Source organism: Clostridium sartagoforme AAU1, assembly GCF_000401215.1.
In the GTDB taxonomy this organism is placed as follows: domain Bacteria; phylum Bacillota; class Clostridia; order Clostridiales; family Clostridiaceae; genus Clostridium; species Clostridium sartagoforme.
Genome location: NZ_ASRV01000016.1, coordinates 15231 through 33126 on the forward strand (window position 1 = coordinate 15231; position 17896 = coordinate 33126).

11 protein-coding genes and 4 pseudogenes are annotated in these 17896 nt (G+C 29.2%); 1 reads left to right on the plus strand and 14 read right to left on the minus strand.

Going from position 1 to position 17896, the window contains the following annotated elements; all coding sequences use genetic code 11:
• Positions 1–114: 114 nt before the first annotated feature.
• The 12 genes and pseudogenes from A500_RS00915 to tnpA (A500_RS00970) form a co-directional block, all read right to left on the minus strand.
• Positions 115–864, minus strand: a complete 750-nt coding sequence (locus A500_RS00915) for a prepilin peptidase (RefSeq protein ID WP_016205721.1) — start codon at positions 862–864, stop codon at positions 115–117.
• 475 nt (positions 865–1339) lie between these two features.
• On the minus strand, positions 1340–1765 hold the full coding sequence (locus tag A500_RS00920; protein ID WP_016205722.1) for a type II secretion system protein: 426 nt from the start codon (positions 1763–1765) through the stop codon (positions 1340–1342).
• A gap of 168 nt (positions 1766–1933) precedes the next feature.
• The gene (gene groL / locus A500_RS00925; RefSeq protein ID WP_016205723.1) at positions 1934–3559 is read right to left on the minus strand and encodes a chaperonin GroEL; all 1626 of its coding nucleotides are present in this window, start codon (positions 3557–3559) and stop codon (positions 1934–1936) included.
• A 14-nt stretch (positions 3560–3573) separates the two neighbouring features.
• Positions 3574–3858 carry a co-chaperone GroES gene (groES, locus tag A500_RS00930; RefSeq protein WP_016205724.1) on the minus strand — a complete coding sequence of 95 codons (285 nt, stop codon included), beginning with the start codon at positions 3856–3858 and terminating at the stop codon, positions 3574–3576.
• Between the two features lie 234 nt (positions 3859–4092).
• A complete protein-coding gene (locus tag A500_RS00935) occupies positions 4093–5370 on the minus strand; it encodes an O-antigen ligase family protein (RefSeq protein WP_016205725.1) in 1278 nt (425 codons plus the stop codon).
• Positions 5371–5524: 154 nt separating this feature from the next.
• Positions 5525–7018, minus strand: a complete 1494-nt coding sequence (locus A500_RS00940) for a 4Fe-4S dicluster domain-containing protein (RefSeq protein ID WP_016205726.1) — start codon at positions 7016–7018, stop codon at positions 5525–5527.
• Between the two features lie 353 nt (positions 7019–7371).
• Positions 7372–8703, minus strand: a pseudogene (locus A500_RS00945) (class II D-tagatose-bisphosphate aldolase, non-catalytic subunit).
• Between the two features lie 191 nt (positions 8704–8894).
• Positions 8895–9752 carry a tagatose bisphosphate family class II aldolase gene (locus tag A500_RS00950; protein ID WP_040436381.1) on the minus strand — a complete coding sequence of 286 codons (858 nt, stop codon included), beginning with the start codon at positions 9750–9752 and terminating at the stop codon, positions 8895–8897.
• Positions 9753–9846: 94 nt separating this feature from the next.
• The gene (locus A500_RS00955) at positions 9847–11010 is read right to left on the minus strand and encodes an SIS domain-containing protein (protein WP_040436382.1); all 1164 of its coding nucleotides are present in this window, start codon (positions 11008–11010) and stop codon (positions 9847–9849) included.
• 62 nt (positions 11011–11072) lie between these two features.
• Positions 11073–11801, minus strand: a complete 729-nt coding sequence (locus A500_RS00960) for a GntR family transcriptional regulator (RefSeq protein ID WP_016205729.1) — start codon at positions 11799–11801, stop codon at positions 11073–11075.
• A 252-nt stretch (positions 11802–12053) separates the two neighbouring features.
• Positions 12054–14405 carry a discoidin domain-containing protein gene (locus tag A500_RS00965; protein WP_157453593.1) on the minus strand — a complete coding sequence of 784 codons (2352 nt, stop codon included), beginning with the start codon at positions 14403–14405 and terminating at the stop codon, positions 12054–12056.
• Between the two features lie 350 nt (positions 14406–14755).
• A pseudogene (tnpA, locus tag A500_RS00970) lies at positions 14756–15046 on the minus strand (IS200/IS605 family transposase); the annotation flags it as partial.
• A gap of 77 nt (positions 15047–15123) precedes the next feature.
• Between tnpA (A500_RS00970) and A500_RS00980 the strand changes: the two are divergent.
• Positions 15124–16271: pseudogene (locus A500_RS00980) on the plus strand (IS3 family transposase).
• Positions 16272–16305: 34 nt separating this feature from the next.
• Here the strand turns inward: A500_RS00980 and tnpA (A500_RS00985) are convergent.
• Both tnpA (A500_RS00985) and A500_RS00990 read right to left on the minus strand, forming a co-directional pair.
• A pseudogene (gene tnpA, locus A500_RS00985) lies at positions 16306–16503 on the minus strand (IS200/IS605 family transposase); the annotation flags it as partial.
• Positions 16504–16777: 274 nt separating this feature from the next.
• Entirely contained in the window at positions 16778–17731 is a 954-nt protein-coding gene (locus A500_RS00990; protein ID WP_016205735.1) for an N-acetylglucosamine kinase, read from the minus strand.
• Positions 17732–17896: the final 165 nt, after the last annotated feature.

The following is a 17896-nucleotide window of genomic DNA, read 5'->3' on the forward strand; positions in this document are numbered from 1 at the left end:
TTAATTATACATAAAAAAAATATTCCTTTTTTATCCATGGTCTATCTATTCTAATATTAATATAGCTTTATTGTTTTTTCAATCTGAATATCACTTTTAATTTAATTCACTTTATTAATAAAAAAAGCTTAGATATAACGACAATATTTCTTGTCCATAAAACATACATATAACAGCTCCTATAGCTATATATGGTCCAAAAGCTATTTCTGATTTCTTATCTTTTAATTTAAATAAAAGTATTATAATCCCAACTAGTCCTCCTAGTATTATAGAAATAAAAAGAGTTACTAAAATTCCTTTAATCCCTAAAAAGAGTCCACAAATGCCAGCTATCTCCGCATCTCCTTGCCCCATGCCATTTGTAGCTATAACTATTAGATAAATAATTGCATATCCTATAATTCCACCTAGTAAGTTATTTATAATATTAACTTCTCCAATATATGCTCCTACTACTATATAAATACATCCAATTACAGCCCCTAAAATGGTATTTGAAGTATATATATATTTACTATCTAAATCTATAAAAGAAATAACAATTAATAAAGATGATAATAAACTATAAAATATAAAATTTAAGCTTATTCCAAATTTAATAAATATCAATAAATATATTAATCCATTTAAAAGTTCTATTAACGGATATCTGCATGATATTTTTTCACCACATTTTCTACATCTTCCCCTTAAGAATAAATAACTTAGTATCGGAACTAAGTCATGTGCTTTAAGGTTATAACCACAATTTGTGCAATGTGATGGTGGAAATGATATAGATTCTTCTTTAGGAATTCTATATATACAAACATTTAAAAAACTACCTATACATAACCCTATTATAAATACAAATATCCCCATAAATACCTCCAATAAATTATTTAAAATCTATATTAATATAAATTCTACATTATATGCCCATTTCCTTTTAAAGTTTAAGATTTTTGTAATAAATTGGATATTGTTTCAAAAGGATTAGTTTATGTTTATTCTGTTTTTTAACCACTAAATTGTATTTATTATTCTCTAATTAAAATTCTTATATAGTTCTTAAGAACATTATATTATATTAATTTACTTATACATAGTGGTAATATACACCTTAATAGAACCTAAAAGGAAACAATAAAAATTTAAAGAAAAAAATCTTTAAACTACGTTTGAACAAAGAGTGTTTAACACTAATTCAAATTTCACATAGCAATTATTGATATTTATTCAAGTTTTCCACACTTATTCTACCTTCCCTTGTTACCTGACACTTGTTACCTAACTCAAGCTGTGAACTGTGCCTTGTGCACTGTGAACTAAAAACCTGTCCCCTGCTCCCTAACATCTATTCCTTTTCATTAATTATTCTTAAAAAGTTTCCTTCTTTATCTATTTCAAAATCTGCTGAATCAGTTATTATTTGTTTAGCTTCTTCTATCTTTAAATATTTTATTTTTTCTATTTTTTTTGAATCATCAATATAATTTTTTATTACACTTAAATTCTTATCGCTATTATCTTCCATTGATTTAATTGAATCTGAATCTAAGACTTCAATATTGTCTTTTACCTTTGCAATTTCTACTGCCATTATAAAATCTTGTATTATACTTTTTACTTCTGCCTTTTTTGTATCAACTGAATACTTTTTAAAGTTAGGTATTAATATAGCCATTAATGCTATTATTAATACTATTAATGTGATCATTTCAATTATAGTGAAATTATATTTTTTATATTTCTTTTTTTTCTTATTACTATACTTGGTCATGATATTACCTCTCTAATTTATATTAATACTAACTATATTATACTAATGATTACTACGGATTACTTACTTATTTATTTAATATCTTATATTTCCCTAATAAATTATATCACTACAATCACATAAAAAAATAGAGACTTAGTAAAATCTAAGTCTCTATTTCTATTAATCTTAGTACATTCCGTCCATGCCCATTCCTGGAGCTCCTGGCATTGGTGATTCCTTTTGTGGAATATCAACAACAGCAGCCTCTGTTGTTAAGAATGTTGATGCTACTGATGCAGCATTTTGAAGTGCTGATCTTGTAACCTTAGTTGGATCTACTATACCAGCTTTAATCATATCAGTATAATTTCCATTTAAAGCATCATATCCAACTCCTGCTTCACGTCCCTTAACATGATCTATAATAACTGAACCTTCAACTCCTGCATTTATTGCAATTTGTCTCATTGGCTCTTCTAATGATCTTACAATTATATTAATCCCAACTTGAGTATCCGCTACATCTGAAGTCACCTTAGCTACTTCATTAATTATATTTACATATGCAGCTCCACCACCTGGTACTATACCTTCTTCAACTGCTGCTTTTGTTGCTGCTAAAGCATCTTCAATTCTTAATTTCTTTTCTTTTAATTCTGTTTCTGTTGCTGCACCAACTTTAATTACCGCAACTCCACCTGCAAGTTTTGCTAATCTTTCAGTTAATTTTTCTTTATCAAATTCTGAAGATGTTTCTTCTATTTGAGCTCTTATTTGTGAAACTCTTTCTTTAATAGCTTCGCTATTTCCTTTTCCATTAACTATTGTGGTATTTTCTTTAGTAACTTTAACACTTTCACATTGTCCAAGCATATCTAAAGTTACTTCCTTTATGTCTATACCAAGTTCTTCTGATATTACTGTACCACCTGTTAAAACAGCTATATCTTGAAGCATTTCTTTTCTTCTATCTCCAAAGCCTGGTGCTTTTACAGCTACACATGTGAATGTTCCTCTTAATCTATTAACTACTAATGTAGTCATTGCGTCGCCTTCAACATCTTCAGCTATAATAAGTAATTTTTTACCTTGTTGAACTATTTGTTCAAGTATTGGAAGTAATTCTTGGATATTTGAAATCTTTTTATCTGCTATAAGAATTACTGGGTTATCTAAAACAGCTTCCATTTTTTCTGTATCTGTTACCATGTAAGCTGACACATATCCTCTGTCAAATTGCATACCTTCAACTACATCTAATTCAGTTCCCATTGATTTTGATTCTTCAACAGTTATAACTCCTTCGTTACCTACCTTTTCCATAGCATCTGATATTAACTTACCAACTTCTTCATCTGATGCTGAAATAGCTGCAACTCTAGCTATATCTTCTTTACCATTAACAGGTTTAGAAATCTTTTTAATTTCTTCTACAGCCTTATCAACTGCCATTTTAATACCATTTCTAATTAGTATTGGATTTGCTCCAGCTGTTACATTTTTTAATCCTTCTCTTATGATTGCTTGTGCTAAAAGAGTTGCTGTTGTAGTACCATCCCCTGCAACATCATTAGTTTTTGTTGCAACTTCTTTAACTAATTGTGCTCCCATATTTTCATATGGATCTTCTAACTCTATTTCTCTTGCTATAGAAACACCATCATTTGTAATAAGCGGTGCTCCAAACTTTTTATCTAAAACTACATTTCTTCCTTTTGGTCCTAAAGTAACCTTAACTGTATCTGCTAATGTATCAACACCAATTTGCATTGATCTTCTTGCATCTTCGCTAAATTTAATCATCTTTGCCATAACTTTTTCCTCCCTTATTCAACTATTGCTAAAATATCATCTTGTTTTAAAATAGTGTATTCTTCACCTTTAACTTTAACTTCTGTACCTGCATATTTTGAATAAAGTACTTTATCTCCAACTTTTACTTCCATCTCTACTCTGTTTCCATCTACCATGGCTCCTGGTCCAACTGCTACAACTTTTGCTTCTTGTGGTCTTTCTTTTGCTGTTCCAGTTAGAACTATACCACTTTTAGTTGTTTCTTCTGCTTCTAATTTTTTTATAACTACTCTATCTGCTAGTGGTTTAATATTCATAAAAAATCCCTCCTATTTATATCTATAATTTAATTACCCTTTTATATTAGCACTCACCACCAATAAGTGCTAACAACTTTATGATAATATTTTACTTTATATTTTTCAAATGTTACCTCATATATTATTACCCTATATATAATAATTATTACTCTTTTTCATTAAATATTTCCAATTTCCTCATACTTTTGTTTATTTTCTTCATTTTAAATATAATTCTATTTATAAATCTTATTACCTTAAGTTGTAAATATTTTTATTTATACACACCCCTAGAAATATCCAAAAAATAGGTGCTACCATTATTACGCTTATATTAAAGAAAGCTTGTACTAAATACCCTGTTAAAGTTAAAAATAATACCTTAGATGAGTTATTATTAAAGTTCCTTATTAATTTATGTATCACTAATCCAATTAATATCAAATATGATATTAAATTAAAAATACCATTGCTAACTGCATATTCTAAATATTCATTATGAGACTTGTCAATATATGCTCCATGACTTTCTAAATATCCTTGATACCTATTATGATAATCAAAATCTAGTCTATAACCTAATGTATCAGGGCCCCACCCTATAAATGGGCTATCTATGAATGCCTTCCATGAAATTTTTAATATCTCTATTCTTCCGCTATCTTGAATTTTTGTATTTCCTTTTTCATCTACTGATATAGTATTATTTGCTCTACTAAAAATTTTTCCACCTGAAGATATATTTATTAATAGAAATATTCCACAGAACAATATGAAAATATTACCTGCTCTTTTTATCTTTTTTATATCTTTGAAAATTAAAATAAATCCTATGATTGAATATATTATAAAAGCAAGCCATCCACTACGTGTTAATGTACAAATTAAAGCTGAAAATATTATTACTGAATATATTAAATATTTTCTTCCTCCATTAAATATATAAATAGCCATGCTTATAAATAGAAAAATACATAGGTAAGAAGAAAAAAAGTTTCTATTTCCTATTAACCCAATAGAATCTCCAACTGATATATATCCAAGCATCCAGTATTGTACAGGATCAATATTATAAAACTGTATTACTCCATATGAGGCCATAATGCAAGCAGATATTAGTATTATGTCTAATATTTTTTTGTTTAATATTAAGTATTTAGAAGCTAGTATAAATAATATTATATAAATACAGTAAATTATAAATCCCTCACCTCTAGTGATATTTCCCATAAAAGCTACATACTTTTCCTTTGATAATATACTTGGAATTAACATTGTTAGGAGAAACACTAATGCTATCTTATGCTCAATACTAAATTCTGTTACCTTTAGTTTTATTAACGATAACAGAGAAATTATTCCTACAATATAAAGAAAGATTAATTTTCCTACTACATATCTTGGTGATGATACATTTACAACTATAAAAGGCATAATAATTATTACAGAATATAATATTATGTTTACTAGCCTTTCTGTATCAATTTCCTTTGTGAAAATTCCTTTTATTTTTTCATATATATTTTGCACAATTTACCCCTACCAATAGATTAGTATAAAAAAATTGCGAAGCAATTTATTTAGTTCACAGTGCACAATTCACAGTTCACAATTGCTGAATTATTTCCATAACTGTGAACTGTGCCTTGTTAACTATGTACTAGAAATTTTGCTTCGCAAAGCTCTACTGTCTTTCTAAATTTATATTTTTGTATTCACTAATTTTTTCATTATCTATAACAGCTTTCTTAGTAGCTTGTGAATTTATCTTATTAAATACAGTCTTAGATTTAAATGGAGTCACTAAAGTACCTGCTCCATTTATACAACCTCCATCACACATCATTCCTTCTATGAAGTTACCTGGTAGTCTTCCAATCTTAGCCATAGTCATCATCTTCTTTATTTCTATCCCTCCAGATACCTTTACTGGATTGAAATTTACTTCTATTCCTTGGCTTCTAACGTAATTTTCTATAGCGGCTGTTAATCCTCCATGTGATCCAAAACCTCTTCCATATATTGATGCATCATCCACAACTTCATTTTCACAAGAATCAATATCTATATCAAAAGCGCTAAATAAAGCAAGTAGTTCTTCAAATGTTATAACATAATCTACTGCATCTTTTACTGACTCTCTAACTGCTTCACTCTTTTTAGCAGTACATGGTCCAATAAAGACAACTTTCGCTTCTGGATCATTGTGTTTTATAAATCTCGCTGTTGCTATCATTGGAGATACTGTTCCTGATATATTTTTTACTTCTGATGGGAACATCTTTTCAATATAACTTAAGAATCCTGGACAACAAGAATTGGTCATGTAATTTTGACCTTCTTCTAATCTTTCTAAAAATTCTCCACTTTCATGTACAGTTACTGCATCAGCACCACAAGCTGCTTCTACCATATCTACAAAGCCTAATTTCTTTATTGCATTTTTGATTTGTCCATATGAAACTTTTGCTCCAAATTGTCCTGTTATTGCTGGTGCTACTACTGCATACATTTTTCTCTTTCTTCCAAGTCTTTTTGCTATAGGAACAATTAGACTTTTATCAGAAATAGCTCCAAAAGGACATGCATTCATACAACTTCCACAGTTAACACATGTTTCTTCTTTTATCATAGCTCTTCTATCTTCTATATTTATATCTAATGCACCAGTTGGACATACTCTTTTACATGGTCTCATAACTTCAGCAATAGCATCGTAAGGGCATGCTTTTTTACACATTCCACATTCTCTGCAAAGTTCTTGGTTTATATATGCTCTTCCTGCAACATAAGTTATTGCTCCAAAGTTACAAGCCTCATGACATTTATGTGCCAAACAATTTCTACATGAATCTGTAACACTATATTTATTTATAGGGCATCTATCACAAGCTGCTTCAATGACATATATTATTTGATCATCTTCTTTGATATCAACAAATTCATCATCTATATTATCTCCATTAGCTAAATACCCTGCTGCTAGCTTAGCTCTTTCTAAAACAATGGCTCTTTCTTTATAGACACAGCATCTATACATAGCTGTATCCCCCTTAATAATTTCATAAGGAATTTTTTCAATTGATTCTGTTGTTAGATTTCCATCCTTAGCTAGTTTAGCAACTTCTGTCAATACCTCATGCTTGAGCTTTTTTAATTGAGTTTCAAATTGGAACATACCAAAATCCTCCTATATAAATAAATTTAACCTATTTATCCCCTATATTATTATATCAGTTAATTTATCCCAAGTTGTTTTATTCTAAATATTCTGAAAATAAAAATTGCGAAGCAATTTTATTCAGTTTACAGTGTACAATTCACAGTTCATAGTTTTTTGGATAAAGGAACAGGTATCAGAGAACAGGGAACAAGTTATAAATTTAAAATTAAGAATGAAAAAATCATTAAAGGATTTTTTCATTCTTTCATTTATAAATTGATTTATAATTTTATATCACAACCTGTTACCTGCTACTTGTTCCCTTTTACCTATAAAATAACTGTGAATTATACCTTGTGAACTGTTCTCTATAAGGTTGTTTCACAATTAGCTTCAATGGCATATATATAGTCATCTAAATATTCACCAATTCTATCTTTTAATAATTCCTTAGCATTTGGCTTTAATAATCCTTCTCTAACCTTTTTATATTGTTCATGCATAAATTGACTTATAACTGTTATCGGAATTTCCATTCCTTCTAAATTACTCATAAGCTTTTCTAAAGCAAAGTTAACTTCATCTTTAGGCATATAATATCTCGCTCTATCAGATAAGCTATATTTTCTTTCTATTTTTACTTTTTCTCCTGTACCTGAATAGTGATGTACCCAATCTTTTGGATTCTTTACCATACTAAAATCTAATATTTCCATAAAATTAGATAATTCTGCATTTGAATCGTATTTTAATATTTCATTTTCAATAAGATTTAATGAAAATATACCTTCTCTAAAGCCAAATGTTAAGGCTGGTCCAACTTTTAATATTATAAACCCATCTTCAACCATTTGTTTTAGAGCTTTAGGTGTTTAATAATCAGTTGAATGTGCTTCAAATATTAATTGTGGATAATCTTTTAATCCATTTATTAATTCTTTAGCTTCTTCTCTGTTATAATTCCACACTTCATCACTGCTAAACTCAACACCTGGTTGTACTACAACACCTATTACATATTCCCAAGCATCTCCTACCCCATAGCTTTCAAATGCAGATTTGAATGTTTCTACTGTAGTCTTAAAACCTTCTATACTAGTAACCTTTGGGCCTTCTTCCTCTTCTTCAACTTGTGCTCCTCCTGGTATTGGAACTTCACTACCTATAATATAAACTGGATGAAAAGCATTTTTATTTTCTTCTTTTAGCTCTAAGTATGCTTCTTCTGCAATTTTACATAGCACTGATGCTCTATCAGCTATTAATGCATCTCCAAATTTACCACTTTCAATGTCTCCTTTTAGTGGCATACTTGTATCTATATGAATTTTGGTGAATCCTGCTAAAACATATTCTCTTATTAAACTTTTAGCATTTTCCATAGCTTCACTTGGATCTATATTTTTCCAGGTTAATGGTCCTAAATGATCTCCTCCTAAAATTATTCTTTCTTTTGGAAATCCTATTCTTTCTGCTATTTTATAAATATACTCTACATAATCTTTTGGTTTCATTCCAGTGTATCCACCAAATTGGTCAACTTGATTTGCTGTTGCTTCTACTAAAAGCGGTATATTTTTATTTAAAAGCTTCTCCATACTTGCTTCTATTACATAATTATTAGAGCAACATACAGAAAATATTCCTACATTTTCACCATTTTTATATCTATTAACGATATCCTTCATTGGATGTATCATTTCTTCACCCCTTATTATTTATATATTTAAGGATTATTTATATCCCTAAAACTTCATTTATATATGAAAGAAAATAATATTTTAGCATGTACTTTAATATTATTTTCTTTCAATTTTACTGCAATTTATATATACCAATTAACAACTAATTATACATTTACTGTATAATTACTAATAAACGACTTATTTAATTAAGCCTTACCATTACTTCCACAAACCATTATCTTATGCTCAACTATCTTTTTCATAGCTTCTTTTCCAGGTGTCATATACTTTCTAGGATCATTAGCATCTGGATGTTCATTAAAGAATTTCTTTACTGCATCAGAGAATGGTATCTTTAAATCTGTTGCTACATTAACCTTGCATATTCCAAGAGAAATTGCCTTTTTAACTAGCTCATCTGGTACATCTGATGCTCCATGTAATACTAGTGGAACATCTACCATATCTCTTATTTCCTTTAATCTATCAAAATCAAGCTTTGCTTCACCTTTATATAATCCATGAGCTGTTCCTATTGCTATTGCTAATGAATCTATTCCTGTTTTTTCAACAAATTCCTTTGCTTGTTGTGGATTAGTGTACATTGCATCTTTTTCATCTACTACCAAGTCATCTTCTTGTCCACCTAATCTTCCAAGCTCAGCTTCTACTGTTGCATCAAATTTATGTGCATATTCTACTACATCTTTAACTGTCTTTATATTATCTTCATACGCTGAGTGTGATGCATCTATCATAGCTGATTTAAAACCTAAATCTATATAATGTTTTATTTCTTCTATATCTTCAAAATGGTCTAAATGTATGGCTATTGGAATATTATACTTTTCTGCTGAAACTTCAGCCATTGATACTATATATTCTCCACCAGCATAAAGTATTGTTGATGGTGTTCCTGCTAAAATTACTGGTGATTGTAATTCTGCTGCTGTTTCTACCACTACTTGCAATGTTTCTAGGTTATGAATATTAAATGCTGGTACAGCATACCCTTCCCTTTGAGCCTTTATTAGCATTTCTCTTGTTGATAATATTTTCATCATTTACTTCAACTCCTCTTAGCAAAATTTTTAACTTTTAAAATATATAAACATTATCTTTCCTTTTATAAACTTTAATTAAATATTTCATAGAATCTTATTTATTGTATTTATGAATAACTACTCCCTTAACAACTCTGTTAACTGTTCCATCTGGTCTTGGATTATCTGGTGAAATTCCTAATCTAATTGAATTAAATAATCCAAAAATTTGTCCAAATAACATGTAATTAAATACTGTATATACTTCTGGAATTGTTTGTCCATCTATTTCTATATATTTATCACATACATCCTTTAATTCTTCATTTTTTTCATAGCTTATTACTGCTAATTTATGATTTCCTGAGTCACTGTTTATTTCTTTTATAAGATCCATATCGTAAAGGTTAGTGTACTTATTATTAGAATTCATAAATATAACTAAAGTTTCATCATTAATTATTGACTTTGGACCATGTCTGAAACCTAATACAGATTCACAGACACTTACTACTTTTCCGCTTGTAAGTTCTAAATTCTTCAAAGCCATTTCTTGACATAATCCTTTTAGTGCCCCTGATCCTAGGTAAACTACTCTTTCTGATTTTAATTCAGTTAATTCTTTTATATCTGCCCATTTAGTATCTAAGATTGAATTTCCTTGGTTAATAACTATATCAACATATTTTTTGTTTTCTTCTAAATTCTTAATATCAAATATTAGTAATGATGCTAATAACATGCAACTAAAAGAACTTGTCATAGCAAAACTTTTATCATTTGAATTCTCTGGCATTAATACACAAAGATCTCTATCACTTATAGAAGCCTTTTTAGCAAGTTCTCCTTCAGAGTTACACGTAATTACCAGTTGTGATATGTCTTTTACATTATCTTTAAATAAATTAAATGCTCCAACGCTTTCTGGGCTATTTCCAGATCTTGCGTAAGAAACTAAAATTGTTGGTACATCTTCTTCTATAAACTCTTCTGGATTTGATACTAAGTCAGTTGAAGCAATAGCTTCTACTCTTAAATTTAATTTCTTTGCTAAATACGTATAAATTGTATCTCCAACGTAGTCTGAAGTACCTGCTCCTGTCAAAACTATTCTGGTATTTTCATTTAAACTTCTGCTTAAAAAGCTTTTTATTTTTTCTTCATTTTCTTTTACTATATTGTAGGTTTCTTCCCATAGCATAGGCTGTTGTCTTATTTCTGAGACAGTATAGACTGCCCCTAAGTCTTTCATTTTTTCTTTATCCATTCCAAAAATCATTTTAATACCTCCTGCATCTGTTAATGTCATCATTACCAGTACTTCTAAAAAAATTTTTTGTTTTAATTATTATTTAATTTTACTCTATACTTAAATTTGTCTCCTCTAGCTACACTGACAGTGTACTCTATAACAGACTCATTTTCATAGGTCAATCTTTCTATTTTTAAACTTGGTGATCCTTCTTTAATATCCAAGTAGATGCTTTCTAATTTATTAGTTAATATAGGTTGAAAAAACTCCTCTGCCGATGTTAATCTTGCATTAAACTCTTTTATTAACACATCATACATTGGCTTTTCCTCTAATTGCTCTCTTGTAATACCTTTAAATCTATTAAAAGGAAGATATGTTGTTTCATATAGCATATGAATTCCATCTGCCATTCGTATTCTAGATATCTTATAAAGTAAATCTTCACTACTTATTTTAAATATAGAACTTATCTTGTCTCCTGCTTGAATGATTTCAAAACCAGTGACTTCTGATTTAGGTTTTTTGCCAAGCTTTTTCATTTCTTCTGTAAATGAATAAAAAGAAATTAAATCTTGATTCATTCTTCTTGGTGATACAAAAGTACCTTTTCCATGTACCTTGTATATATATCCCTCTTTTTCAAGCTCATCCATCGCCTGTCTAACAGTTGTCCTACTTACATCATAAATTTCACAAATTTCTCTTTCTGAAAGTATTTGTTCATTTTCTTCTAAAGTATTTTCTATTATATCTATTAGAATATTCATAAGTTGTAAGTATAATGGTGTTCTAGAGGTTTTATCTACAGTAGTCATTAAATCCCCCCATTTTTATATTACCATATTTATATCTAAATTATATCATAATTCTTCAATAAAATAAGCACTAAAATACATATTTTATTATTTAAATTTAAATAAGATACTCACTTTTATTCAGATTTATTGTAAATGATACTATTATCTATGTCAACACTCTTATTTCTATATATGAACATATTTTTCTAGAAATAGTAGGTAGCTGTATCTGAAATTGATTCTACCTACTATTCCTATAAACCTTTTTAATTATTTACTTTTTCTTTTTGTAACTACTACTCCAGCAATTGATATCAATGTTGCAAATATCCCTACAGCCATAGGGGAACTTCCACCAGTACTTGGTAAGTTATTATTACTACCTTTTTCACCACTTGTGTCATTATTATCATCATTGTTATTATTACCGCTATTCTCTTGTTTTACTTCTAAACCAGCTAAAGCTAAAGTTAATTCTTTCACTGCTTTATCTACTTCTTCTTGAGTAACTTCTTCTTTAGCTAAAACAGATTTACCATTAGCTAAGCTTAGATTAAATTTATTAACACTTTCTTTAGTATATTTAGATATATCTATATTTTCAGATTTATTTATTAACTCTTGAAGTTTAGCTTTATCAGCTATTAGTCTTAAATCAAGGTAAGCTTTAACTAATTTTTCATATGCTTCACTTACTTCTTCTTCCATTGCATTTTCATTTGCTATTACATTGTTAGCTTCTTCAAATGTAGCTTGTAATGAAGTCCAAGTTGCAGGTGTGTATTTGCTTTGATCTAAAGCATTAATTATTTGAACAAGCTTTTTAAGTTCTGCCTTATCTCCCTTTTTGAACTCTAACATATGAATTACATTAACCAATCTTTTTGTAGCTTCATCTACTTGAGCTTCTGTGGCATTATCATCAGCTAAAACATCTTTAGCTTCTTTTAGTGCTGCTTCAAATTCATTAATTACTGCTGGAACAACCTCTTCAAGCGCTCCATTTAATTTTGCATCCTCAGCATATTCTACAACTTTTCCTAAGCCTGTTTTATCAACTTTTTCAGTATCATCCTCTTTAATTACAAGATTATTAATTGCATTTTCTAATTCAGTTTTTGCATTATTTACATTTTCTTCTGTAGATTCTATATTATTTATTACAACTTTTGCATTATTTAATGCATCATTAAATTTTACCCATGATTCTTCAGTATAATATTCTTTATCTAGCATTTCTGATATTGTTATTAAATCATTTAAGTCCTTAGATTCTAACAATGATGAATATGCTAATTCTAATTGAGCTTTTAACATATTTAAAACTTGTGTATTAGCAACATCTAAAGAAGTAATTTTTGATGCAACTTCTTTATAGTTATTTACAGTTGCTTTTGTATAATTATTTTCATCTATTTCTTGTACTAAAGAGATAACTTCATTTATTTCTTCTTGTGTTGCTAATCTATCTTTTTGAGAAACATATATTTCCTTTATAGCTGCAAAGTTTTGCCCGTTGAATGTAGAAATTGAAGTTAAACGAATTACACTAGCTTTAATACTATCTTCTAATTCTATTTTATCAGTTTTACCATCTATAAATTCGCCTTCTTTAACAACTTCCCATACACCGTTTACTTTAGCTTCTAATTTATATTGTTTAATAGTTCCATTTGATGATTTACCACGTGACAATACATCTATACTATCAAATGAAATTTCTTTACTAAAATCTATTGAAATCCAATGATTTTCTGAATGTTGGTCTGTACCTATATAGTTTGTATGCCACCAGCTGTTTTCATTTCCATCAATTGCTGATGATGCAGGACCATCTCCAGTTGAATCTAACATTTCTGAACATGCACTTGCTATCCAATCATTTCTATCATACTCAATTACAGGTACCTCATTATATTTATCATAACGTTCCTTTACCTCATCATAGTAAATAGAACTATTTCTAAATTCTATTCCTCCTAAAATTCCTCGGAAGTTATCATCAGCAACTTCTAACTCCCCACTGTTAATTGATTGATTAACCTTTGATTTATCATATACAGAGCTTGCCAATTCTCCATCAACATAAAGTTTAATCATTCCATTAACTTCACGTACTGCAGTAATTTGATGTAATCTTCCATCATTAATTTTACCTGCTAAAGTAGTTTTTATTGAAGTAGGAACATATTCTTCTGTACCAAAGGTTCCATGAGCTTTTTCAACAACAGTAGTTAATTCTTCCTTTGAACTAACATTTAAATCTTTTACTTTAAAGTTTAAATATCCTTCCTCATCGATGGATAAATTGATATCTTCGCCTTGCTTAAACAAATTAACTCCACTTGATATTGTGTTCACTGACATACTAATTCCAAAATCAGTTATTCCTTCAAATGTTTTATTAATATTTACTTTATAACTTTTATCCATATCAAAGAAGAATGAATCTAAATTACCATTATATTTTTTAGTTATATTTTCTCCATCTACTAAATCTTCATTAGATTCTATAGAAACAATTTTTGAATCATTATATACTGGGATTGTTAATGTCATTGTTGATACATTGCCTACAGAATCCTTTTCCCCATTAACATTTAACACTGCATTGTTTACCAATGTAGTTTCAGTTTTAATTACAACAGTTCTATAGTCATCTAATAAATTAGTTTCTGTAACTATATTCCCTTCAACACTATAAGCATCTTTAATATTTGATACACGTTCATTATACTTAATCGTAATTTCATTATTACCAGTTACTTTAGAAGATACAATTTGAGCTCCTTCATTATCATTTTTTCCATATTGAATAATTCTAGTTTCGTATGGCTTTAGTCATGTACCACCAGCTTAGCTGGTGGCTTGATTAAGCCCTATAAGGGCATGATACTGGCGGCACTACTCGTGCTCTGAATAACTGCCAATCGCAAAACAATTTCAGCTACCACCCTCATTGGGTGGTTTTTCTATTTGCTACCTTTTACTGGCGATCCCGTGAACGGGTCAATATATTCCTTCATACTAATTTGCTCTGCTATTTGATCTTCTTGTATTTGATTCTGAATATATTTTGTTATTGCAGTTTTATTTCTGCCTACCGTATCAACATAATATCCTCTACACCAAAAGTGTCTATTTCCATACTTATATTTTAAATTAGCAAATCTATCAAAAATCATTAAACTACTTTTTCCTTTTAGTATTCCCATAAATTTTGATACACTCATTTTCGGTGGAATAGTCACTAACATATGTATGGTGTTAGTATAAAGTAGTGGACACATTAAGTCGAACTAAGTAAAATTATATTTAGTTAAGAAAGGATGTGTCCATTATGGGAAGTGGCAAAAGATATGATCAAGAGTATAAAAATATGATAGTAGATTTATTTAAATCAGGGATGAGTTTACCAGAGATAAGTAGCGAATATGGCATTGCAAAATCAACAATTAACAGCTGGATCAAAGATGTAAAAGAAATTAAGGTAGATGAAAATGAAGTTATGACATTAAAAGAAGTTAAAGCTTTAAAAAAGGAGATGGCAAGGATTAAAGAGGAAAATGAAATATTAAAAAAAGCTATGGCCATATTTGCAACAAGAAATTAAATCAAGTAATAGTATTTATAGATAATAATAAAAATAACCACGATATTAAGACTATGTGTACCGTTCTAGGCGTAGCCAGAAGTACATATTATAAATATTTTGATAAAACTAAATCTGCAAGAGCAATAGAAAATGAGGCATTAAAAGCAGCGATTATAAGGATATATAAAGTCAATAAAGGTATATATGGTGCTCCTAGGATTCATTATATACTTGGTACAGAAGGCTTCAATGTATCAATAAAGAGAGTTCAAAGAAAAATGACCGAACTTGGTCTTTGTGCAATAACTGTGAAAAAATATAAGCCTCATTCAAATAAAAAAGTAGCAGAAGGTTTAGAAAACGTTTTAAAAAGAGATTTTACAACTACTTCTATTAATGAAAAATGGGTTGGAGATATCACATATATTCATACTATCAGAGATGGGTGGTGCTATTTAGCTTCAGTTCTTGATTTACATTCCAAAAAAATAATTGGCTACGCTTTCGGTAAAAGAATGACTAATGATTTAGTTTCTAAAGCTTTAAAAAATGCTTATTACAACCAAAATCCTGATAAGAATAAGCAGTTAATATTTCATAGTGACTTAGGCTCTCAATACACTAGTAATGATTTAAAAGAGTTATGTAATGAATTTAATATTACACAATCATTTAGTAAAAAGGGTTGTCCATATGACAATGCTTGTATAGAATCCTTCCATTCTTCAATAAAGAAGGAAGAAATATATAGAAATACTTACCGTACCTTCGAAGAAGCTAATATATCTATATTTAAATATATTGAAGGCTGGTATAACAGAAAAAGGCTACATTCTTCTATTAATTACATGACTCCAGATCGATGTGAATTATTAGCAAGAAGTGCAGCATAAAAAAGTTTGACTTTTTATGTCCAAAATATTGACATAAGACCAGTATATGATCCCGGCAAGCATTCGCTTCGATTATTTCTACTCCGTGTCTTATACATATAGTTCTTAATATTTTACCAATTTCAGCCTTATATTTACCATATATTATTTGCCTTCTGTATTTTGGTGCAAATACTATATGATATTGACACCTCCATTTTGTATGTGATAAGCTTTCTATGTCGTTACCCATACGACACACCTCCTATGATTAATTTGTTTTACGATTGTCAGTCGTTGAAATTATATCATAGGAGTTTTTTTCTGTGCAGAGCTTAAGCCATTTTATCCACCGGCATAGCCAGTGGTTTTCAATACAATAAAAAGAGGTCTTGCTATTTACTAGCAGTCCTCTTTTTTAGTTCACAGTTCACAGTTCACAGTGCACTGTAAACTAGAAAAAACTGTGAACTGTGCACTGTGAATTCTTAACTGAAAAAACTGTGTGTTAACTATATCTTATACTCTTATTTTAATATTTCTTTTACATTATCAGGTACAGTATTACCAGCTAAAGTATATGCTAATAAAACAGATCCATTCCAAGGATCAAGTTCAGGCTCTTGCAAGTAACACTTTAATCCAGATTCCTTTATCATTTCATTTAGTGGCTCTAAAACATGCTTACCTGCTTTAAAAACTCCACCAGTATATGAAACAACAAATTCTTCGTTGAAATTCAGTTCCTTTGATATAGCATATATATGCTCAAATATAGCCCTTGCCGCATCTTCAAATATTTTTTTGCAAGCTAAACAGCCTGCTTCTGCTGCTAAAAAGCATATTGTTGAGAATTTAGCCAGTTCTGTTCTATTGAACTTTAATCTGTTAAATGCAATATCAACTATTTCATATTTATATGATATGTTATATTCCTTTTCTAATATATCAACTAAAACTGTTTTTTCACTTCTTCCATCTTTTTGCCTTGTATATTCATTAATAGTTCTTAAAGCAATCCAGTAAGCACTTCCATCATCACCTATTCCTGGTCCAAAGCCACCACACCTTGCAAGCTTTCCTTCTGCATTTCTTCCATAAGCTATACTTCCTGTACCTGCCACTACATTTACTCCTGGCTTACAAGCAGTTCCTCCAGCCCATCCATTTACAGCATCATTATCAATTGAATATGGTACCTCCATAACTTCTTTTATTGCTTCATCAATTTTTACCATATCATCTAAACTTTCGCCATAGCCTGGTACTCCTGCAAAAGCATAAGCTATATCTTTTGTAGATATGTTTACTTCTTCACATATCTTTGAAATGTTTTCCTTAAGTTGACTTTTTATTCCTTCTACCCCAACTTGATGAATGTGTATAGTTGATCCTTCCCTTTCACATACCTTTTGTAAACCCTCATTTACTAATAGGTATTTTGTTTTAGTGCCTCCACCATCAATTCCTAAATAATACATTGTTTTTCCCCCTACAATATTTATATTATTTGATTAAGCATATTAAATGTATTATTACGCCCCTTATTATCTATAATCTACATTTCTTACTTTATATTTTATATTAAAACTTATCAATTTAATTATATATTTATTATTATTAAATTCCAATAGTTATAAAATGCG

What these genes read in the sequence shown, in the direction of transcription:
- A500_RS00915 (WP_016205721.1), bottom strand. Translation starts at nt 864, where the DNA reads ATGGGGATATTTGTATTTATAATAGGGTTATGTATAGGTAGTTTTTTA.
- A500_RS00920 (WP_016205722.1), bottom strand. Translation starts at nt 1,765, where the DNA reads ATGACCAAGTATAGTAATAAGAAAAAAAAGAAATATAAAAAATATAAT.
- groL (WP_016205723.1), bottom strand. Translation starts at nt 3,559, where the DNA reads ATGGCAAAGATGATTAAATTTAGCGAAGATGCAAGAAGATCAATGCAA.
- groES (WP_016205724.1), bottom strand. Translation starts at nt 3,858, where the DNA reads ATGAATATTAAACCACTAGCAGATAGAGTAGTTATAAAAAAATTAGAA.
- A500_RS00940 (WP_016205726.1), bottom strand. Translation starts at nt 7,018, where the DNA reads ATGTTCCAATTTGAAACTCAATTAAAAAAGCTCAAGCATGAGGTATTG.
- A500_RS00950 (WP_040436381.1), bottom strand. Translation starts at nt 9,752, where the DNA reads ATGATGAAAATATTATCAACAAGAGAAATGCTAATAAAGGCTCAAAGG.
- A500_RS00955 (WP_040436382.1), bottom strand. Translation starts at nt 11,010, where the DNA reads ATGATTTTTGGAATGGATAAAGAAAAAATGAAAGACTTAGGGGCAGTC.
- A500_RS00960 (WP_016205729.1), bottom strand. Translation starts at nt 11,801, where the DNA reads ATGACTACTGTAGATAAAACCTCTAGAACACCATTATACTTACAACTT.
- A500_RS00990 (WP_016205735.1), bottom strand. Translation starts at nt 17,731, where the DNA reads ATGTATTATTTAGGAATTGATGGTGGAGGCACTAAAACAAAATACCTA.